The 21,819-nt window shown below is 47.3% G+C and carries 18 protein-coding genes; 15 read left to right on the top strand and 3 right to left on the bottom strand.

The genetic code is table 11. The features are described from left to right. The first annotated feature begins 1 nt into the window (after position 1). The 4 genes from hda (at position 2) to ihfA (ending at position 4,480) form a co-directional block, all read left to right on the top strand. Positions 2 to 703, top strand: a complete 702-nt coding sequence (hda, locus tag PRUTH_RS06775) for a DnaA regulatory inactivator Hda (protein ID WP_179954358.1) — start codon at positions 2 to 4, stop codon at positions 701 to 703. Positions 704 to 796: 93 nt separating this feature from the next. Beyond that, positions 797 to 1,777: a phenylalanine--tRNA ligase subunit alpha gene (gene pheS, locus PRUTH_RS06770; RefSeq protein ID WP_022943600.1), complete on the top strand. Its 981-nt coding sequence runs from the start codon at positions 797 to 799 to the stop codon at positions 1,775 to 1,777. A 13-nt stretch (positions 1,778 to 1,790) separates the two neighbouring features. Then, positions 1,791 to 4,178, top strand: coding sequence for a phenylalanine--tRNA ligase subunit beta (pheT, locus tag PRUTH_RS06765; protein WP_151172913.1), 2,388 nt, complete (start codon positions 1,791 to 1,793; stop codon positions 4,176 to 4,178). Between the two features lie 2 nt (positions 4,179 to 4,180). Continuing rightward, the gene (ihfA, locus tag PRUTH_RS06760) at positions 4,181 to 4,480 is read left to right on the top strand and encodes an integration host factor subunit alpha (protein ID WP_022943602.1); all 300 of its coding nucleotides are present in this window, start codon (positions 4,181 to 4,183) and stop codon (positions 4,478 to 4,480) included. Between the two features lie 46 nt (positions 4,481 to 4,526). Here the strand turns inward: ihfA and PRUTH_RS06755 are convergent, their stop codons facing one another. Then, positions 4,527 to 5,321 (bottom strand): DUF2989 domain-containing protein, encoded by a 795-nt coding sequence (locus tag PRUTH_RS06755; RefSeq protein ID WP_151172912.1) that lies wholly within the window; start codon positions 5,319 to 5,321, stop codon positions 4,527 to 4,529. A gap of 299 nt (positions 5,322 to 5,620) precedes the next feature. On the opposite strand from PRUTH_RS06755, the gene PRUTH_RS06750 reads away from it, so the two are divergent. The 9 genes from PRUTH_RS06750 (at position 5,621) to ccoG (ending at position 17,094) form a co-directional block, all read left to right on the top strand. Beyond that, a complete protein-coding gene (locus tag PRUTH_RS06750) occupies positions 5,621 to 7,066 on the top strand; it encodes a glyceraldehyde-3-phosphate dehydrogenase (RefSeq protein WP_022943604.1) in 1,446 nt (481 codons plus the stop codon). 127 nt (positions 7,067 to 7,193) lie between these two features. Beyond that, positions 7,194 to 8,321: a M14 family metallopeptidase gene (locus PRUTH_RS06745; RefSeq protein ID WP_151172911.1), complete on the top strand. Its 1,128-nt coding sequence runs from the start codon at positions 7,194 to 7,196 to the stop codon at positions 8,319 to 8,321. 128 nt (positions 8,322 to 8,449) lie between these two features. Then, positions 8,450 to 10,117, top strand: coding sequence for an alanine/glycine:cation symporter family protein (locus PRUTH_RS06740; RefSeq protein ID WP_151172910.1), 1,668 nt, complete (start codon positions 8,450 to 8,452; stop codon positions 10,115 to 10,117). Between the two features lie 67 nt (positions 10,118 to 10,184). After that, entirely contained in the window at positions 10,185 to 10,514 is a 330-nt protein-coding gene (locus PRUTH_RS06735) for a hypothetical protein (protein WP_022943607.1), read from the top strand. After that, positions 10,511 to 10,792 (top strand): YeaC family protein, encoded by a 282-nt coding sequence (locus PRUTH_RS06730; protein ID WP_022943608.1) that lies wholly within the window; start codon positions 10,511 to 10,513, stop codon positions 10,790 to 10,792. The genes PRUTH_RS06735 and PRUTH_RS06730 overlap by 4 nt, the downstream gene beginning before the upstream one ends. Beyond that, the gene (locus PRUTH_RS06725; RefSeq protein ID WP_151172909.1) at positions 10,782 to 13,490 is read left to right on the top strand and encodes a DUF349 domain-containing protein; all 2,709 of its coding nucleotides are present in this window, start codon (positions 10,782 to 10,784) and stop codon (positions 13,488 to 13,490) included. The genes PRUTH_RS06730 and PRUTH_RS06725 overlap by 11 nt, the downstream gene beginning before the upstream one ends. After that, complete coding sequence (locus PRUTH_RS06720) at positions 13,487 to 14,050, top strand: YceB family lipoprotein (protein ID WP_151172908.1); 564 nt, start codon at positions 13,487 to 13,489, stop codon at positions 14,048 to 14,050. The genes PRUTH_RS06725 and PRUTH_RS06720 overlap by 4 nt, the downstream gene beginning before the upstream one ends. A gap of 73 nt (positions 14,051 to 14,123) precedes the next feature. Further along, positions 14,124 to 15,551, top strand: a complete 1,428-nt coding sequence (locus PRUTH_RS06715) for a sigma-54 interaction domain-containing protein (RefSeq protein ID WP_151172907.1) — start codon at positions 14,124 to 14,126, stop codon at positions 15,549 to 15,551. A gap of 163 nt (positions 15,552 to 15,714) precedes the next feature. Continuing rightward, complete coding sequence (gene ccoG, locus PRUTH_RS06710) at positions 15,715 to 17,094, top strand: cytochrome c oxidase accessory protein CcoG (protein ID WP_151172906.1); 1,380 nt, start codon at positions 15,715 to 15,717, stop codon at positions 17,092 to 17,094. 82 nt (positions 17,095 to 17,176) lie between these two features. Here ccoG and PRUTH_RS06705 read toward each other — a convergent pair whose 3' ends face one another. Together PRUTH_RS06705 and PRUTH_RS06700 are read right to left on the bottom strand one after the other, a co-directional pair. After that, positions 17,177 to 18,091 carry a M14 family metallopeptidase gene (locus tag PRUTH_RS06705; RefSeq protein ID WP_151172905.1) on the bottom strand — a complete coding sequence of 305 codons (915 nt, stop codon included), beginning with the start codon at positions 18,089 to 18,091 and terminating at the stop codon, positions 17,177 to 17,179. 88 nt (positions 18,092 to 18,179) lie between these two features. Then, the gene (locus tag PRUTH_RS06700; protein WP_151172904.1) at positions 18,180 to 18,599 is read right to left on the bottom strand and encodes a hypothetical protein; all 420 of its coding nucleotides are present in this window, start codon (positions 18,597 to 18,599) and stop codon (positions 18,180 to 18,182) included. Between the two features lie 184 nt (positions 18,600 to 18,783). On the opposite strand from PRUTH_RS06700, the gene PRUTH_RS06695 reads away from it, so the two are divergent. Together PRUTH_RS06695 and PRUTH_RS06690 are read left to right on the top strand one after the other, a co-directional pair. After that, positions 18,784 to 19,341 (top strand): GbsR/MarR family transcriptional regulator, encoded by a 558-nt coding sequence (locus tag PRUTH_RS06695; RefSeq protein ID WP_151172903.1) that lies wholly within the window; start codon positions 18,784 to 18,786, stop codon positions 19,339 to 19,341. Between the two features lie 287 nt (positions 19,342 to 19,628). Continuing rightward, a complete protein-coding gene (locus PRUTH_RS06690; RefSeq protein WP_151172902.1) occupies positions 19,629 to 21,788 on the top strand; it encodes a prolyl oligopeptidase family serine peptidase in 2,160 nt (719 codons plus the stop codon). Positions 21,789 to 21,819 lie beyond the last annotated feature (31 nt).

Below are 21,819 nucleotides of genomic sequence, written 5' to 3'. Positions count from 1 at the left end.
GATGCAGCATTCGCAACTGGCATTGCCTGTTACTTTACCTGATGACGAAACCTATGCCAGTTACTTTGGTGGCGAAGACTCGTTAGAGGTTAATCACTTAAAAGCGGCCTTTGAACACCTGACACAGCAATTTCAGTACACCTATTTATGTGGGTTAGGGGACTCGGGTAAATCGCATTTACTTTATGCTACCTGTATCCATGCCCAAGAGCAGGGCTTGTCCAGTATGCTGTTGTCGTTAAGTGAGGTTCAGCAGTTTGGTGCTCAGGTGTTAGAGGGGCTCGATACCCTCGATGTGGTATGTATCGACGATTTGCACTTAGTCGCCGGTGATGAGGTCTGGGAAAAAGCCTTATTCAACTTTTTTAACCGTTTTAACGAGCCGGGCAAGCTGTTGTTGATTTCCGCCGATTTATTGCCGGATATGCTTAATATTACGCTGCCGGATTTAGAATCGCGTCTGAAATGGGGCACCACCTTACAAATCCGCTCGATGAGCGATGATGATAAGGCTCAAGCATTAACAAATAGAGCGAAAATGCGCGGCTTAGAACTTTCTGATGATTGTGCACGTTTTTTATTGACGCGCTTAAGTCGTGACATGCGTGCACTACTCGATGTATTGGACACACTCGATCATGCCTCTATGGCAGCGCAGCGAAAGCTCACCATTCCGTTTATAAAAGCCACTTTAAAGCTATAGAAAGCGCCGCTCAGGGCTAGAATCAGAGCGGCCCTTTGGTTATCATAAGTGGTTAAATAAACACTTTAAATTATCACCCTAGTCAGGTATCCGATGAACTTAGAAGCGATTTTGGCTGACGCCTTAAAGGCGGTTGATTCAGCCAGCGAAATCGCGCACCTAGAAGATGTGCGCGTAAACTACCTTGGAAAGAAAGGTGAAATTACCGGGTTACTGAAAACGCTTGGTAAAATGGCGCCAGAAGAGCGTAAGAGCGCCGGCCAAGTGATTAACCAAGCCAAGCAGCAAGTGACTGAAGCGATCAACGAAAAGCGTGAAGCGCTGAACGCAAAAGCATTAGAACAAAAGCTGGCAGCAGAAACCATTGATGTCACCTTACCTGGGCGCAATATGGCCAGCGGCGGCATTCATCCCGTTACCCGGACCATTGAACGCATCGAGTCTTTCTTCGGTGAGTTGGGTTTTGCGGTGAAGCAAGGGCCCGAGGTGGAAGATGACTTCCACAACTTTGATGCCTTGAACATTCCTGCACATCACCCGGCACGCGCGGATCACGATACCTTCTACTTCAACCCCAAGTTGGTATTACGTACGCAAACCAGTGGTGTACAAATACGTACCATGGAAACAGAGCAACCGCCGTTGCGTATTATCTCGCCAGGTCGTGTGTATCGTAACGATTACGATCAAACGCATACACCGATGTTCCATCAGGTTGAAGGTTTGATGGTGGATACAGACGTTAGCTTCACTGAACTCAAGGGCATTTTGCACGATTTTCTTCGTAACTTTTTTGAAGAAGATATGGAAATTCGTTTCCGCCCCTCTTACTTCCCATTCACTGAGCCATCGGCAGAGGTTGATGTGAAAGGTAAAGACGGCAAATGGTTAGAGGTTCTTGGTTGCGGTATGGTGCACCCGAATGTGTTGCGTTCAGTTAATATCGACCCTGAAAAATACACTGGTTTTGCCTTTGGTATGGGGGTAGAGCGCCTTACCATGTTGCGCTATGGCGTTAATGACTTACGCGCATTTTTCGAAAATGATTTGAAATTCCTAAACCAGTTCCGTTAAGAGGTCGTGATAAATGAAATTCAGTGAAAAGTGGTTACGTGAATGGGTGAATCCGGCCATCGATAGCGACGCACTTGCGGAGCAGCTGTCAATGGCGGGACTGGAAGTGGATGCATTAGAACCAGCTGCAGGCCAGTTTAGTGGTGTGGTTGTCGGCGAAGTTGTCGAGTGTGGTCAGCACCCCGATGCCGATAAACTGCGTGTGACGAAAGTAAACGTCGGTGATGATGAGTTACTTGATATTGTGTGCGGCGCACCTAACTGTCGCCAAGGTATCAAAGTGGCAGTGGCGAAAGTCGGCGCGGTATTACCCGGCGATTTTAAAATCAAAAAGGCCAAGCTGCGTGGTCAGCCGTCGCATGGCATGCTTTGCGCATTTGTAGAGCTAGGTATCAGTGAAGAGGGCGATGGCATTATGGAATTGCCAGCCGATGCGCCCATTGGCACCGATTTACGTGAGTACCTAAGCCTTGATGACCATATTATCGATGTTGATTTAACGCCGAACCGCAGCGATTGCCTGGGTATTAAAGGCTTGGCTCGCGAAGTGGGGGTGCTAAACAACCTGGACGTGAATGAACTGACGATTGCGCCAGTAGAGCCCACCATTGATGATAAAGTCAGCATTGAGCTAGTTAACGAGCAAGGTTGCCCTCGTTACCTTGGTCGCGTAATTAAGGGCATCAATCTTGATGCGCAAACGCCGCTGTGGATGGTTGAGAAATTGCGCCGCAGTGGTATTCGCTCTATTGACCCTGTGGTTGATGTCACCAACTATGTGTTGATTGAGCTGGGCCATCCAATGCATGCGTTTGACTTAGCCGCCATTGAAGGTGGTATTAAGGTACGCAGTGCCAATGGCGGTGAAGAACTGGTTTTACTTGATGGCAACACTGCGAAACTCAATGAATCGACGCTAGTGATCGCCGATCATAATAAAGCCTTAGCCATGGCGGGTATCTTTGGTGGTGAGGGCTCTGGGGTCACCGAGAAAACCAGCGATATTTTACTTGAAAGTGCCTTCTTTAACCCTGTCGCTATTGCCGGTCAGGCACGAAGCTATGGGCTGCACACCGATGCCTCGCACCGTTATGAGCGCGGAGTTGATTTTGCGCTACAACGTGACGCTATGGAACGTGCTACGGCATTGTTACTTGATATAGTCGGAGGTCAAGCTGGCCCTGTTGTTGAGGCTGTTGCTACAGAGCAGTTACCAAAGGTCACAGCGGTTACTTTACGTCGTGAACGTTTAGACCGTGTGATTGGCTATCATATCGATGATGAAACCGTGACCAATATCCTGCGTCGGTTAGGCCTAGACGTCCAATTCACAAACGGTACTTGGCAGGCCGATGTGCCCAGTTATCGCTTTGATATTCGCATCGAGGAAGACTTAATTGAAGAAGTCGCTCGGGTCTATGGCTACAACAATATTCCTAATGTTGCGCCAATGGCGAAACTTAACATGACAGCTCACAACGAAGCGTCAGTGCCGGTTAAGCGTTTGCGCGATACCTTAGTGACGCGCGGTTATCAAGAAGCCATTACTTATAGCTTTGTTGATCCTAAGGTCCAGGCTGCCATCCACGGCGATGAGCAAGCATTGCATTTACCGCACCCTATTTCGGCGGACATGTCGGTCATGCGTCTGTCGTTGATGCCGGGGTTACTGAATGCGTTGGTGTACAACCAAAATCGTCAGCAATCACGCGTGCGCTTGTTTGAGCATGGACTGAAGTTCATTGCTGATGAACAAGCTGAAAATGGCGTGCGTCAGCAGGCCGTGTTTGGTGGCATTGTCTCGGGCACAAGTTATGGCGAGCATTGGAATGTACCAAGCCGCGCGGTCGACTTCTATGATGTCAAAGGGGACGTGGAAGCGTTACTGGCGTTATGCAATGACAGTGCGCGCTTTAGTTTCAAAGCACAGCAATGTGATGGTTTGCACCCGGGCCAAAGTGCCGCTATCTTTGTTGATGGGCAGCAGGTCGGTTTTGTTGGTGCTGTGCATCCACAGTTGCAAAAGCAGCTTGGTATTAACGGTGCAGCCTATGTCTTTGAAATCGAAGTAGCCGCAGTGGCTACCCGTGTTCTTCCAGAAGCTGTAGGAATATCCAAGTTCCCATCGAACCGCCGAGACATCGCGATTTTGGTGGAAGATAAGGTTCATGCTGGTGATGTTTTAGCCACTATAGAAAAAGTTGGCGGAAATCAATTGGTTGACCTAAACTTATTCGATGTGTATAAGGGCAAAGGTATCGAGCCAAATTATAAGAGTTTGGCAATTGCTCTGACACTGCAGGCGGTTGATAGAACGCTCGAAGAGAAAGATATCAACTTAGTTGTCGACAACGTCGTGGCCGCATTGGCCAAAGAGTTTAACGCATCGTTGAGGGACTAGATATGGCGCTTACCAAAGCCGACATAGCTGAACACCTATTTGAGAAGTTGGGGATCAATAAAAAGGATGCCAAAGAACTAGTTGAAGCGTTTTTTGAAGAAATCCGCTCAGCTTTAGAAAATGGGGAGCAAATTAAGCTTTCCGGCTTTGGCAACTTCGATCTTCGTGATAAGAAAGAGCGACCAGGTCGTAACCCCAAAACCGGAGAAGATATTCCTATCTCGGCGCGCCGAGTGGTCACTTTTAGACCCGGACAAAAGCTAAAAACCCGTGTTGAAGTGGGCACTAGCAAATTAAAGTAATAAAAAAGCAGCCTTAAGGCTGCTTTTTACTTTTTATGGAATTTACTTATGAGCGGGGCGAGCGGAATTGTCCGCTCATGATTTGCTCGTAAGTAGTTTGTGCTAAGGTATCTAGGCGCTCGAGATCATGGCCGTCATCTAAGGCTCTTGCGCGCAAAGGCGCAAAGTCAATGTTTTCCACGCCGGCCTGCTTGGCCACCACCGCAAAGGTATACGCTAAATTATACTGTTCTTGCTGATAGAAAATATTGACCAGTGAAGTAAGCACTTCAGGGTGAGGCTGTTGTTCAGCACCATTAAGCTCAAGACTACGGTATAAGTGATCCAAGGTCTTTTCGGTGTCTACCTTCATGTAATAGCTAGCGAGGTAAAACTGTGCATCTCGGCTGTTTTTTACTTTTGTGTCTTCTTGCATCGACAGCAGTTTTTGCAGTGCACTATTATCGTTGTTACGCGACCAGTGAAAATACAGCAGCCCTGGGTGATTACTACCACGGGTTTCATAAAGTAAGCGATTAATTTCTTTTTGTGCCGTGTGATAGCCCTTATAACGTGAGGCGGTCTTTTCTTTAAGCTTTATGTGTTCAATTTTTGAAGCGAGATTGACACATTGGCTGTAACGTTCAAAGTCTTTTAATAATTGGTATTTTCGCTCCAAAGTCGGCTTTTCATACTCATGAAAGCGACTAATGATCACTTCTGCGCGTTCATGTCGGCAGTGACTGTCTGTGTTTAAGTCATTACACATGGCCGGAGTTTGCTCACAGACTTCCCGCACTGTCAGGCTTGAGTCACAGCCGCTCAACGTTGTAACTAAGGCCAAGCCGATAATAAGTCGCATGGTTATTCCTTTTCTTTGTATTAGTGCGCTCACACCATCATGTTATGCGCTGAAATTGACGTTACTTTTCGTCAATGGGTGTAAAGCCGCTTTAGTCATTGATTTTATTGTAGCTCAAAGCGTTATAGGGAGACACCTTGTACCCAAGAGTAATGTAGAGGTGGTTATTGCTCGCGCTTTGCATTAGAATATGCCCGCCTGCTAGGAGGTATATTGTCCTTGATCACGCTCTCACTTTGTGATGACACATTCCCTCCTCGGGCTATATCCGTTCAAAACAAATTTCAAAGGCAGAAACAATGACCTCATCTCACGAGCAAGAGTACTTGAACAGCTGGCAAGAACGCCAAGACTACGCTGAAAGTATGCAACCCATCATTGGTAAACTGTATCGCAACCGTGGTATCGAAATTGCCGTTTATGGCCGCCCTCTGGTCAACGCCAGCACCATCGATATTATCAAAGCGCACAAAACCGTGGCGCAATTTGAAGACTCTAAACTACGTCTGCGCGAAAGCTACCCGGTGTTAGAAGCGATCAGCAACATGGAACTTAGCTCTGGCCGTATCGATATTGGTAAATTGGCTTACAGCTTCCTATATAAAGATGCGGCCAAAGGTCGCTCGTTAGAAGAATTTTTAAAAGACGAGCTTGCAGAAATCACTAATCCAGGTGAGCCAAAAGCACCGCGTGATGTGGTTTTATATGGTTTTGGCCGTATTGGTCGCTTGTTAGCGCGCTTGTTAATCGAAAAGTCAGGCCCGTATGCCGACTTACGTTTACGCGCCATTGTGGTACGTGGTGGTAAAGATGGGGATCTTGAAAAACGAGCTAGCCTATTGCGTCGTGATTCAATTCATGGCCCATTCAACGGCTCTATCACCGTTGATAATGAGCGTAATGCCATTAAAGCTAACGGCAGCTACATCCAAGTGATTTATGCCAACTCGCCAAGTGAAGTTGACTACACTGCATATGGTATTGAGGATGCGTTAGTTGTTGATAACACTGGTATTTGGAAAGATGAAGCAGGCCTAGGCCAACACCTAGAGTCAAAAGGTGCTTCGAAAGTATTACTAACAGCACCGGCAAAAGGCGATATCAAGAACATTGTTTACGGTGTTAACAACCAAGATATCAAACCTGAAGATAAAATTGTGTGTGCTGCAAGCTGTACCACTAACGCCATTACGCCGACGCTAAAAGCTTTAAATGATAAGTTTGGTATTAAAAATGGTCACGTTGAGACCGTACACTCATACACTAACGACCAAAACTTAATTGATAATTACCACAAAGCTGAGCGCCGTGGTCGCGCTGCTGCGCTCAATATGGTTATTACCTCTACTGGTGCGGCGAAAGCTGTATCCAAAGCCTTGCCTGAACTTGAAGGTAAGCTAACCGGTAATGCTATTCGTGTGCCGACACCGAATGTATCAATGGCTATCCTTAACCTTAACTTGGAAAAGGGGACCAGTGTTGAAGAGCTGAATGCCTTCTTACGCGAGACCGCATTACACTCAGAGCTACGCGATCAAATCGATTACACCGCTTCAACAGAAATCGTCTCTACCGACCTTGTTGGTAGCCGTTATGCCGGTGTGGTGGATTCCCAAGCAACTATTGTTGATGGTGAGCGCGTTGTGCTTTACGTTTGGTATGATAATGAGTTTGGTTACAGCTGTCAGGTTGTGCGTTGTATGCAAGATATGGCTGAAATTGCCCACCCAAGCTTGCCACGCTAATAAAAACCAAGTTAGTTCACAGCCGGTCGCTTTTTAGCGCACCGGCTTTTTTGTTGTTAATTGTTGCTCTGCAGGGGCTGTGCTAGTCTGCGAGCATCACTACTTCTCATGTCTGAAAGGATAAAGTATGAACATCACCAGTAATTTCGATAGTGGTAATATCAAGGTTATCGCCTGTGAATCGCCACTGGATATCCAACTTGAGATTAATAAAGACAATCAGTCCGCGTTTTTTCAATGGTTTCACTTTCGTCTAGAAACCACACCTTTCGTTGAACACTGCTTGCACATTAATAATCTAAAAGAGTCGGCATACCCAGAGGGCTGGGATGACTACCAAGCCGTTGCGTCCTATGATCGACAAACATGGTTCCGCGTGCCTACGCGTTATGACAACGGCACTTTGATTATCGACTTTGAACCAGAGTGTTCTCAGGTGTTCTTTGCTTATTTTGCCCCTTACAGTTATGAGCGTCATCTTGATTTAATTTATTGGGCGCAAAGTCATGCTATCTGTGATGCTGAAAACCTCGGTACCACCTTAGATGGTCGCGATATGACGATGCTGCGTATTGGCGAGCCAAGCGCTGATAAAAAGGCGATTTGGATCACCGCTCGTCAACACCCAGGTGAAACCATGGCCGAGTGGTTTGTTGAGGGGTTATTGCATAAATTACTCGACGACGAGGACCCTCATGCGGCGAAGTTGCTATCGAAAGCAGTATTCTACATCGTTCCTAATATGAACCCTGATGGCAGTGTGCGTGGTCATCTGCGCACCAATGCTGCTGGTGTCAACTTGAATCGTGAATGGGCCACCCCGAGCATGGACCAGAGCCCAGAAGTTTACCTAGTACTAAACAAAATGCGCGAAGTTGGATTGGATATGTATCTCGATATCCACGGTGACGAAGCATTGCCTTATAACTTTGTTGCTGGCGGCGAGGGGATCCCAAGCTATGACGCTCGCCTCGAGGATTTAGAAAACACCTTTAAAGATGCACTTTTGACTATTACACCAGAATTCCAAGATGAATTCGGCTATGACAAGGATGCTCCTGGCGAGGCTAACCTAACAGTGGCTTCTTGCGCCGTTGGTGAGGAGTTTAAAGCCTTGGCTTATACCGTAGAGATGCCATTTAAAGACAACGCTAACTTGCCAGATATAGACTACGGCTGGTCAGACAGACGGTCCTATCAGTTTGGGCAAGACACGTTAGCCGCCATTATCGCGGTGGTTGATAAGCTAAGATAACAAAAAGGCGCGTTTAAGCGCCTTTTTTATGCTTCATTTTAATAACAAATGCTTTAACATATTCGCAACCTTGTGAGATGCTGTCATAGTTCGCAGTTAGACATAATAATAAAAGAGGAAATATACCCGTGGATGCCCTAGGAAACTTCTTTGATACCCTCGACTCCATGCTTGGTGGTTCCGTTTGGTTCCCCTATGTTTTGCTTGGTGTGGGTTTATTTTTTACGATTTATCTAAAATTCCCTCAGGTTCGCTACTTCAAACATGCCGTGCGCATCGTCTCTGGTAAATATGATAAAAAATCGCACCAGGGTGATACCACGCACTTCCAAGCTCTTTCTACTGCGCTGTCCGGAACAGTGGGCACTGGTAACATCGGTGGTGTTGCTTTGGCCATCTCCATCGGTGGCCCCGCAGCACTGTTTTGGATGTGGATGACGGCATTTTTCGGCATGACCACAAAATTTGTGGAAGTAACGCTATCGCACAAATATCGCGAGAAAACCGAAGATGGCACCATGGCAGGGGGTCCCATGTATTACATGGACAAACGCCTAAACATGAAGTGGTTAGCTATTTTATTTGCCATTGCCACCGTTATTAGCTCCTTTGGTACCGGTAGTCTGCCGCAAATTAATAATATTGCCCAGGGTATGGAAGCCACTTTTGGTTTTGAACCTATGGCCACAGGGGTCGTTCTATCTATCTTACTAGCCTTAGTGATCCTTGGCGGCATTAAACGCATCGCCGCGATTACCTCGAAAATCGTACCGCTAATGGCCGCTGTCTATGTAATTGGCGCGCTCCTGGTCATTTTCTATAACATTGAGAATATAGGCCCTTCGTTTGCTTCGGTATTTACCGAGGCCTTCACAGGCTCAGCCGCCGCCGGTGGTTTCTTGGGTGCCAGCTTTGCTTATGCCTTTAACCGAGGTGTAAACCGAGGTCTATTTTCAAATGAAGCTGGTCAGGGCTCGGCACCTATCGCTCACGCGTCAGCCAAAGCCGATGAGCCTGTATCCGAGGGCATGGTGTCAATTTTAGAGCCGTTTATCGACACTATTATCATTTGTACGTTAACCGGTTTAGTGATCTTGTCATCAGGGGTGTGGAACGAAAAATTTGATACACACTTTGAGCGCAGTTCAATGACCGTGCTGCAAGGGAACTACTCAGACCAAAGTGATGAAGACCGCACCGATCTCTACAACTACCTTAACGGTAACGGCAGTGACGTTGCGCCTTACAACGGCACTATCAACGTAATTAACGGCAAAGCTATAAATAAAGATTTCACCATTTTGCACTCACGTTCAGTGGCTGAAGACCTGCGTTTTGGCATTACTGAGCGTCACGTCTACACCGGTGAAGTGGAAGTGAAAGATGGCCAGATAGTCGATGACAGTATCAGTGTGATGGGTAAATCCCTAGTGCACTCCGCCGAGCTGACCACGAAAGCCTTTACGCGTGGCTTCTTGGGCGACAATGGTAAGTATATCGTGTCTATAGGCTTATTACTGTTTGCCTTCTCTACGGCGATAGCGTGGTCTTACTACGGGGATAGGGCGATGACCTATTTATTGGGTTCGCGCTCGGTGATGCCGTATCGCGTATTTTATGTGGCCGGTTTCTTTTGGGCATCATTTGCCGACACCACTTTGGTATGGAAGCTCGCCGCCGTAGCCATCGTGGTGATGACCTTGCCGAACTTGTTTGGCATCATGTTACTGCGTAAAGAAATGAAAGACTCAGTAAAAGACTACTGGCAGAAATTGGAAAAAGACAAGAGCAATTAAAACCAGTACAATGAGGCGCCAGAAGGCGCCTTTTTTTATGGGCGCGTAGTTGCAAATAGGAGTAAGCATGGCCATCATTTCATGTCCGCAGTGCCAAAAGTCGATTTCCGACAAACACCAGTCCTGTCCCCATTGCAATATCGCTCTAGAACAAATGAACGAGCAAGACCAGCGCCGTTTAGCCGCGCGAACTAAACTGCAAAAGCAACAGGGGTTGATGAATCAATCTTTCATTGCTTTGATCTTTTTCCTTGGTGGCTTCTTAGTGTTGTATTGGCAGCAGCCGGAGCCTGGCTCATGGCAGCAAAATGCCTGTTACGGCGCCATCGTTCTCGGGTTTATCTGGTATCTAATTAATCGCGTTCGTTTGGTATTTTTGAAAAGAAAGAAGTTATGAATATTGAGCAGTTAGTCCAAGCAATTACTCCGCAAACCTTTGAGCGCCTGCAGTATGGTGCCGCCACTGGTAAATGGCCGGATGGGACACCCCTAAGTGACGAACAAAAACAACAAACAGTGCAGTTGGTCATGTTGTATCAAGCCAAAGTACTTAAAAGCGACGAGCAGTTCACCGTTGGTGAAAATGGTGAGCTAGTACAAAAATCCAAACAAGAACTTAAGAAGCAGTTCAAAGCAGACAATGAGATAGCCAGGTTTAGTGAAAATGATCTTTAAGCAGTTATTCAAACCAAAGTGGAAGCACCCTAATGAGAGCACGCGCCTAGGGGCATTGTCTCAGCTCGATAATCAACAACACCATGCTATATTGCAGCAATTAGCCAGCCAAGACCCGAGCAGTAAAGTGCGCTCGGCAGCACTAAAAAAACTCAATGACATCGATTTGTGGTGGCAGGCTTGCCAAAGTGACGCCGAGCCGGGTATCAAGCGCTTGGCCAATCAAAAAGTGGCAGAAGTGCTAATGCATTCACCTCAGGCTTTGTCGAGCGCAGATAAAGAGCGATACTTAGAGCGTTTCGCCAATGAGAAAACGTTAGAGCAACTAGCATTAGCAGAGAAAACCACAGCAACGAAAGTTAAATTAATTCATCGCCTTAATAAACCGCAGCTTACCGAACAGGTGTTCAGAGGTGCAGACGAGGCCTTGCAGCTGCAGTTGTGCCAGTTAGTGATTAATACCCAGTTAGCAGATAAGCTAGTCAAGCAGGCTCAAGGCGAAGCGAAAACACGGTTGGCACAGGCCATTGAAGAGCAGCAATTAGCAGCACACATGCCACAACAGGTAGCGCAGCAGAGTAAACTCTTGTTGGCGCAGCTGAACGCTTTGCGCGATAAAAACGACTACCAACTGGTCACGACTCAATACACTCAGTTCAGCCATCAGTTCGCTCAACTAGAGACGCATTGGCTTGATGAAGAATTGCGAACGCAAAACGATGAGAAATTTGCCGTTTTGAAAAACAAGCTTGAGCGTCATATCGCTATTCTTGGCGAACAATATGAGCGTCAACAGGCGCAACAACAAGCGCAGCAACGCAGTGTGTTGGCATTGGCCAATTTAAGCGCGCTAGCGGAAGAGATCAGCAATGCCATGGCGTTACGTTTCGATGGAAATGAGCAAATTCAAACCGATTGGTTGCATGCCAAAGTAGCGCAAGCTGAAGATATGTTGCAAAGCCCCGATTTGCAGCCTGGAGCTGAGCTGACTAGTCAGCGCCAAGAGCTCAAGCGTTTATTTAAGCAAGTTGAACAACTTAGTGCCTATGAGCAAGATGTGGAGCAGTTGCGGGAGCGACTAAAGGAATATCAAGCTATGGCTGTTGCTGAAACCTCAGCTCAGCTTGATGCAGCGCTTATGCGTGAGACTGAGCTTGCGAAAGAGATTCAACAGAGTTTGTCGGCCTTACCTAAAGAGCTTGCTGGCGTATGGCGCCAATCATACCAGCAAGCCAAAAAGGCATGGTTTGCGCAGATGCAGCCACTATTAGATGCGCAGCAGCAAACCCTTAACCAAGCGCGCAAAAAGACAAAAGACTTGCGTCGTTTAATTAATCAAGGGCGCTACCGCGTTGCTTTCGGCGTGTTTAATGGGTTAGATACGCTGTATCAAGAGCTCACCGAGCACTACCGCCAACAAGTCAGCCGAGAATATGAAAGCTTGAAGACAACCTTGAGCGAGGCTGAAGATTGGCATCAGTATGCTGGGCAATCACAGCAAACGCAGTTGCTCGAGGCCGCGCTCGAGCTCGCGCAATCACCTTGTGAAGATGCCAATGAGCGTTTAGCCGCAGTGAAAAAGTTACGTAAAAGCTGGCAACTATTGGGCCCGCACGTAGAGGCGCAAGCCAAGCAAGAGTTTGAACAACAAATCGAAACCGCGTTTGCGCCCTGTCGCGACTATTTTGCTGAGCAGCAGGCACAAAAGGAACAGGCGGTGGCTGAGCGCGAGGCGTTGATTGCACAGATGCAAACCCTCGATGCTCAAGCACAGCAAGCGGATCATGATATTGTGTCTTTAGAAGCCCAATTTAATCAGCTACTAAAGCAGTGGCGCGGCGCTAAACGGTTAGAGAGCAAGCTTTATCATAAGCTCAACAAAGCTTTCAACGAAGCACAAACGGCGATTGCTGAGCGCGTACAAGATTATTACCAGCATAATGCTAGTGCCAAAGAGGATCTGCTTGAGCAGGCTCATCAGGCGCAGCAGCAAGATGTGTTTGCCGCCACCCATACATTGAAAGACTTGCAACAACAATGGCAGCAAGTGGGCTTCGCGGGTAAGAGTAAAGAACGTAAACTATGGTTAGCGTTTCGACGTATAAACGATGCCGTTTTTGCTCAGCGTGATGAGGCCAAAGAACAGCGTCAGCAGGTACATAATGATTTGCTCAATGAGCAACAAACACAGTTAGCGCAACTGCAACAACAACTGAATGCATGTAAGGAAGCTGGGGATTACCAAGAAGTGGTGCATACTGTAACGGCGCTCAACGTAGAGCGGCCGTTGCAGGATATGAAAAAGCAATTACTGGCACAGGCCCAACAGTCGCTACACACACTTCAGGCGGCACAGCGCCATACGCACTATCGGCAGCTACGCAGTGCACTGTCGCAAGGACAGGCGCTTGATAAGCGTTGGTTAAGCGACAGCAAGCTAGCATTAGCCGCTGAACAATTACTTGTTCGCCTAGAAGTGACAGCTAATATTGACAGTCCATCCAGTGACGCCGGTTTGCGTATGCAAGAGCAAGTGACCATGCTTGATGAAAAGCACCAAGGTGTGGTTTATAGCCTGGATGATTTGCTTATTGCCTGGCTTAACGCCGTTGGGGTTAATGAGCAACACCAATGTCTAGGGGAGCAACAACAGCTTAATCGTATTGTTAGCGTGCTCGAAGCCGTGGAGAGTCAATGAAAAGGTTTTTAATCGTCGCCGTTTGGTTACTTAGCTTGGCGGGGTGTGCGTCGCACGCCCCTGTGTCGGTTTATTCGCTCAGTGCAACGCAATTGGAGCAGAACTTGCAATCTAATAGTGAGCGTTTGCAAGGTGAGGTCGAGCTTATGGGCATGCCTATGCGCATGCAAGTGAACGATGTTGGCGTTGATATTGGCCCTAAGCAACACCCCGACAGTGTGCAACTCAGTGTTGATAACACTGTATTTGTCCAAGCTTTGGCATTAAAAGTTCCTGTGCGTGTACGCTTGAGTATTGCCGCAAAGCCAGTGTTCAACAATGATGACGACGCGGTTTATCTGCAAGACTTCACTATTATTAATGCCGACGTTGATGCCATGGGGTACCGAGGCAAGCTAGCACCGCTGTCGCAACAGGTGCAAGACATCGTCACGCAAGCACTACGTCAATACCCGGTCTATACCCTCAATAGCCAAGATCCGAAGCAAGCTTTGTTATCGCGCTTTGACCTTGCTCTGGCTGTCAAACCCGGTGAAATTACCCTAACCAGCGGATTATAGTCAGCCGCCTCTGTTTATCTCTTTGCCAAGCGAGTATAGTAACGATATGTCGTTACCTCGCTTGGAATGAGTAATGGACCAATCACTCAAACACTTTCTTCATGATCCTAGACTGCTGCTTGATGCTGCAGGAGAGGGTATTTATGGCTTTGATCGCGATGGTAATGCGGTCTTTATCAATCCCGCAGCAGAGCGCATGACCGGCTGGCAAGCCAGTGAACTCCTTGGTCAGCAGATCCACCGTTTTCACCACCATAGCCATGCTGATGGCAGTGACTACCCAGCCTGTGAGTGTCCAATCTATCGCACTGTGGTCGACGGCCAACCACGGACGGTTAGCAACGAGGTGTTTTGGCGTAAAGATGGCAGTCAATTCCCAGTGGAATATACCTCCACACCTATTTATAAAGATCAACAGCTTATTGGTGCTGTGGCGATATTTCGTGACGTATCACAGCAGCGCAGTACTGAGCAGGCGTTACGCGAAGCACTCTCACGAGTGAATGAGCTTAGCGAACAGTTGCAGGCAGAAAATCGCTACTTGCTAGAAGAGATCAATGCGCAGTGGCAAGACAGTGATTTAGTGGGTCAATCGGTCATTTTTCAACAAATGATGCAACAGATTGAGCTGGTGGCTAAAACTGACAGTACGGTACTGATCCTCGGTGAAAATGGCACTGGTAAAGAGTTGATTGCGCGACAGCTGCATAATCGCTCGCAGCGTCGCAATGCACCCTTGGTTAAGGTCAACTGTGCGGCTTTTAGTGCGAGCTTAATTGAGTCCGAGTTATTCGGTCATGAGAAAGGCGCGTTTACCGGCGCTCAACAGCGGCGCAAAGGGCGCTTTGAATTGGCGCACAAAGGCACGTTATTTTTAGATGAGGTCGCAGAGCTGCCGTTAGAGGCGCAAAGCAAGCTGCTGCGAGTATTACAAGAACAAGAGTTTGAACGGGTCGGGGGACAGCAAACCCTGAAAGTAGATATTCGCCTTATCGCCGCCACCAACCGTGATTTATGGGCCATGGTTGAACAAGGCAGCTTCCGCATGGACTTGTATTACCGCCTCAATGTCTTTCCGCTACGGGTGCCAGCGCTGCGCGAGCGCATTGAAGATTTAGAGTTATTGGTGGCGCAGTTACTCAGTAAGCCATCACAGAAGCTGGCCAAGCAATTCACTGGTATCAGTGCGCGCAGTCTTAATCGTCTTAAGTCCTACCACTGGCCGGGCAATGTGCGTGAGCTGCAGAATATTCTCGAACGAGCCGCTATTCTCACGCAAGGCCCAGTTGTGCATATCGATGACATGCAATTATCGGAGGCGGCGCGCCTAGAAGGCACAGAGATAAGAACCCTTGATAGTGAGCAAAAGCGCTATATCGAATATGTTTTATCTATGTGCGGCGGGCGCATCAATGGTGAAGGTGGAGCCGCGCAACGGCTCGGTTTGGCACCGAGTACACTGCGCTCAAAAATGCAAAAATTGGGCGTCAACCGCGAGTAAAAAATAGGCAAAATAACGATATATCGATAAGGGTGTCGATATATCGTTATTTTGCGTCTAGGTTATTTTATAACTCACTGAAAATTATAGATTTTAATGCTTGTTGTTATGGCACAAGACTTGCGGATACCCGCTTGTTCTCAAGCAATGACAAGCAAGTATTATGAAGTTCGATATTAAAGAAGAAGATCTCATCATTAAGCCCTATAAGCAGTCTGGGCCTATTTATGTTCGTGAACAAAAAGGCCGTTACCAACGCATTCGTAGGGTTATGAGTTGGGCATTAATGATTGCCTTTATTGCCCCTCCTTGGATTTCTTACCAAGGCCAGCAGGCGGTGTTGCTGGATGTGGCGCAACAACAATTCCGGATATTCTCTATTACGTTCTTTCCCCAAGATTTTATGATCCTAGCTTGGGTATTTATGGCAGGTGCCTTCGCCTTGTTTTTTGTGACTAATTGGCTGGGGCGCGTATGGTGCGGCTATATGTGTCCACAAACGGTGTGGATGTTACTGTTTACCTGGGTCGAGCACCGCATCGAGGGGACTCGTAATCAGCGTATAAAGCTCGACAAACAGCCTTGGGGCTTTAGCAAAATGATGAAAAAGGCAGCCAAGCATGCAGCTTGGCTTGGCATTGCATTTTTCACCGCAACCTCCTTTATGAGCTACTTTATTCCCGCCAAGGAGCTTTATTCACAGATGCTAGCCTTTACTTGGGGTGGGTTAACCAGCTTTTGGGTGTTTTTATTTGCTTTGTGCACCTACGGTAATGCCGGTTGGCTGCGCGAGAAAATGTGTATTTATATGTGCCCTTATTCGCGGTTCCAATCGGTAATGTTCGATAAAGACACCCTGATCGTCAGTTACGACAGTGAACGCGGTGAAACCCGAGGACCACGCAAGCGTAAAGCTGCACGTGAAGAGCTCGCACTGGGGGATTGTGTTGATTGTAAGCTGTGTGTCGAGGTGTGCCCAGCTGGCATCGATATTCGCAATGGTCTTCAATATGAGTGTATTAACTGTGGTTTATGTATTGATGCCTGCGACCAAACCATGGATAAATTTAACTATCCTCGCGGTCTTATCAGTTACACCAGTGAGCGCCAACAGGAGGGAGGTAAAACCTCTATACTGCGGCTGAAGCTATTGGGCTATGCAGCGATGACGGTGCTGGTATTTGTGGTCATGGCGTGGTGGTTGAGCAGCCGCACACCATTGGAGGTGTACGTTAGTCGTGATAGGGGCGAGTTGTCGCGTACAGATTATCGAGGCTGGGTTGAGAATCCCTACCGTATCTCGGTGGTCAATAAAACCCAACAGCAGCAAGCGTATCAAATCAGTATTGCTGGCTTAGAAGGGGCGAAGCTGGCGGTGCATGGCGGCCTTTCTTTAGCTCCGGGAGAGCAAAAAGAGATCCCCGTGACAGTCAGTATTGATGGCTACGAACTGGCCAAAAAAGTGAGCACTTTGACGTTTGTTGTTGAGCAAGCGAGCGATCCGAGTACGCAGCAGCGCAAAGAAACACGCTTTTACAAATAAGCAGTGTGAGCTACCACGCTACAAAGGTAAAGAGACAAAAAAGGGTCACTGGATGTGACCCTTTTTTACGGCAAGTGCCTAATTATAATGCGGCAACAAAGGCAATGGCGCTATTGGCCGCCGCCACTTGGGCATCGATGCAGTTTTGCTCAGTTGCCTGCGGGCTATCTGGGTACACCTCCGTAGTCGTGACGTAAGGCGCTGGCGTTAAGCCCATGCACAAACCTAACTTACGTCCAGCGTATTCAATGACACCAGGTTGCACCAAATCAGCGCCGATAAGCTGATTATTCTCATCGGCGGGGGCGATATGCGTGACCTTGGCCACGGCATCGATAATGGCGCGCTGAAATGACGCTTGCGGACGCTCGCTGTCGGCGACAAGGTAAAAGCCATCGGGGATATTCCAATTATGGTTTACGATTCCTTCGCGTGCGGCAAGTGCTGGACGGAACTCGGAATTATCGCTATCAGTGGTTTCGTGCAAATCAATATGCAGCAGAATATCGCTACTAAAAGGAGCGATAAAGTCTAACAACAACTGCGCTTCAGGCACAGGAGAGCCTTCAAAGAATGAGCGGTTCGGATCATTGGCATCCGGATTCCAGCGATTGATCGTCTCGTAACCCCAAGGGCTGATGCAGGGCACAACGAGAATATTGAAGTTAGCGCTTTGCGTGTGCTCAACCTGCTTGGCAAAGGCGAGAGCGCCGTGAATACCACTACTTTCATAGCCATGCACGCCACCGGTCACTAAGGCGATAGGGCGGCCTTTTTGCCACTGCTTATGCTTTAGTGCGAACAAGGGGTAACTTTGCTCATAGGGCAGTTGCCCATACTCAATGATATCCCAGTTGTCGGCTAGTGCCTTAACTTTCGTTACCACTTCATCGGCGTAGCTGCGCTGCACAGTTTGCTGTGCTTGCCATTGTTGACGGTGTTTGCTCGACCATGGTTGCCCAGCGATACCAATTGGATATGTGTGTTGCTCGCTCATAACCCTTCCTTAAACTCTATGGTGATGGGCGCAGCTTAGAGAGGTGTACGTGAAAGTCAACTCTGGCGAGCTGACTTGCACATTCATGTTAACTGCCCAGCACCAAGGGATTAAGCTGCTGTTTTACATATCGCAGAGCTTCATCATAACAGCTGAAGATGATATCGCGGGTGTTGCCTTCTAAATGCAGCGATTGACGTACCTTGTCTAGTTGGCTAATGGCAATCGCCGAGTCAATCACAAAGGCCGAAGCTTGACACCCATGAGCACGCATGTGCTTAGCCAGTGCAATCATCTTTTGCTGCGCATCTGGGGTTGCGGCGCTTAAACGCTGAGAGTTGCTAATGTAACCCCAATGGGTCAACGCGCTGTCGTTGATGATTGATTGCAATTGCGATGCGAATGATTCGAGCATGCGGCCATTAATCGCGCCGACAAAAGACGCCGTGACGATTTGTTCTTGCAAGCTAAGCTGATGCGAACCATTTGTACCGTTGTAGTTAAACATTCACACTCCTTTTTGAAGAGGCGAGATTTTAATCAATTTACTAGTGATGTAAAGAGGAAAAACGACTATTTTGTCTAAAATTAATACGATTTCTTTGTGGTTTACTCAGGGTTAACATTCACACTTGCGCTACACCCCATAAATGCTGATAATTTCAGAAAATACAGAAAATAAGGCAGCGCGCATGGAATTGACTGAAAAGATGCAAGCATTCGTCATGCATTGCGGAGAGATGGGAAGCCGCTGGGGGTTTAATCGCACAATAGGGCAAATGTACGCGCTATTGTTACTCAGTGAACAGCCACTCAGTGCGAATGAACTTTCGCAGACGCTCCATATTTCCCGTGGTAACGTCAGTATGGGAATTAAAGAGCTCAATTCGTGGCAGTTGATCGCCACCAAACATAAGCCAGGGGATCGTAAAGAGTACTATCAACCAGCAGGGACGATTTGGCAAATGGCTAATCGCGTATTTGAGCAGCGCCAAAAACGCGAAATTGACCCAACCTTAAGCCTGTTGCGCGATAACCTTCTTGATGAACCTAATAACCAGGCAGAGCAATACGCCCAGCAGCGTATGCTGGAAATTCATGATTTGTTGGAAATGATCACCCAGTGGGCCGGTGAACTGCAACGGTTAAGCCCTGAAAAACTCTCAACGTTGATGAAACTGGGAGCAGGGGTTACCAAAATGCTTGATATGCGTGACAAGTTCACTGGTAAATCGAATCCTGAAAGTTAGCTTGATTGAGTCAGCAGAGCGCAAGGCCGACGTACAGGATGATTATTCAAAATTACTCAACGATATAATTAAATGTCGCTATATAACGAAAAAGTTGAGCAAAAAAGCCAGTTTTGAGTTAATAATAAGTTAACAGGCATGCAACCAGCCAGATAGCCAACCTGAATACTCAGGTTGGTTTTCTTTTTTATAGGGCTTTTAAACGCGAAACTGTCTCGCTTCGCTGGACAATAGACAGCTAGAGCGCTAATTTAACTTCGATTCTAACAACAAAATACGAAAAAATTATGCTTAAAAAATCTCTCGCAGTTGCGGTATGCATTGCCCTAACGGGATGCAGCGAAAAGCCAGCTTCACAACAGCAAAATGAACAACTAGAACAGCCTGAAAAACAGGTCGCCCAGATAAACTACCCGGATACTCGCAAAGGCGACGTTGTCGACAGTTATTTTGGCGAGCAAGTTGCTGATCCCTATCGTTGGTTAGAAGACGATATGAGCGAAGAGACCGCTAAATGGGTTGAGGCACAGAACCAAGTCACTTTTGACTACCTCGAGCAAATTCCTTACCGAGACGAGCTAAAAGAGCGTCTTAAGACGCTAATGGATTACGAAAAAGTCAGCGCCCCCTTTAAAGAAGGTGACTACACCTACTTTTACAAAAATGACGGCTTGCAAAACCAATATGTACTTTATCGTCAAAAAGGAGACGGTGAGGCAGAAATTTTCTTAGACCCTAACACTTTTAGTGAAGATGGTACGACGTCGCTTGCTGGCATTAGCTTTAGTGAGGATGGCTCTTTAGCAGCGTATCAAATCTCAGAGGGCGGCAGTGATTGGCGTAAAGTGATTGTGCTTGATACCGAGAGCAAAAAGCAGCTGGGTGAAACCTTAGTGGATGTTAAGTTCAGCGGTATTTCTTGGTTAGGCAACGACGGCTTTTATTATTCAAGCTATGACAAGCCAGAGGGCAGTGAACTGTCAGCAAAAACAGACCAGCATAAACTGTATTACCACAAGCTAGGTACGGCGCAAAAAGACGATCAACTCATCTTTGGTGGCACTGAGGCGCAAAAACATCGCTATGTTGGCGCAGCGGTGACTTCAGACGAGCGTTTCTTGGTTATTTCCGCAGCGGTATCAACATCAGGCAACAAGCTCTTTATTAAAGATTTGACAGATGAAAACAGTGAACTGGTCACGGTGATTGATGATATTACCTATGACACCAGTGTCATTGACAACGAAGGTGACACACTGTTTTTAGTGACCAACAAAGATGCGCCAAACAAGCGTGTGGTTACGGTGGATGCGAAGGACCCAGCTCCTGAAAACTGGCAAGATTTGATCCCTGAAACAGACAATGTACTCAACCTATCAAAGGGCGGCGGTTATTTCTTTGCCCGCTATATGGTCGATGCCATTTCACAAGTTAAACAGTTTGATAAAAGCGGTAAGCTAGTGCGAGAAATCGCGTTACCGGGTGTCGGCACGGCCTCTGGCTTTGGCGGTAAACAAGAGCAACAGACCTTGTATTACACCTTCACTAACTATAAGACTCCGGGCACTATTTTTAGCTTTGATGTACAAAGCGGAGAATCTCAGGTTTATAGAGAGTCAGGTGCTAAATTTGACCCCTCACAGTACGAGTCTAAACAGGTATTCTACACCTCTAAAGACGGCACTAAAGTACCCATGATCATCACCTATAAAAAAGGCACTAAGCTCAACGGTGAGGCGCCTACTATTTTATACGGGTATGGTGGCTTTAATATTAGCTTGACGCCGCGCTTTAGCGCCACAACGGCTGCATGGCTTGAGCAGGGCGGAGTATACGCGGTAGCTAATTTACGCGGTGGCGGCGAATACGGTAAAAAATGGCATAAAGCGGGCACCCAGTTAGAAAAACAAAATGTGTTTGATGACTTTATTGCTGCCGCAGAATTCCTTATCGATAACGACTACACCTCCAGTGAGCGCCTTGCTGTACGTGGCGGTTCAAATGGTGGCTTGTTAGTGGGGGCGGTAATGACCCAGCGCCCTGATTTATTCAAAGTAGCACTCCCAGCGGTCGGTGTTCTTGATATGCTGCGCTACCATACTTTCACCGCAGGTGCGGGATGGGCGTACGACTATGGTACGGCGCAAGATAGCAAAGAAATGTTTAATTACCTAAAAGGGTACTCACCGGTTCACAATGTAAAACCAGGTGTGAACTATCCTGCAACTTTAATTACCACAGGCGATCACGATGATCGTGTGGTTCCAGCGCACTCATACAAGTTCGCAGCAGAGCTTCAAGATAAGCACCAAGGTGAGAATCCAGTGATGATCCGCATTGAAACCAATGCCGGGCATGGTGCTGGCACACCAACCAGTAAAACCATTGAGCAATACGCTGATATTTATGGCTTTACTCTCTACAACATGGGTATTAAAAAGCTTTAACAATTTATTGCGTTATACACGTATCGAAGCC

Source organism: Pseudoalteromonas ruthenica (assembly GCF_008808095.1).
GTDB lineage: Bacteria > Pseudomonadota > Gammaproteobacteria > Enterobacterales > Alteromonadaceae > Pseudoalteromonas > Pseudoalteromonas ruthenica.
The sequence above is the reverse complement of the archived record's forward strand: the minus strand, read 5'-3'. Positions and strand labels throughout refer to the sequence as shown.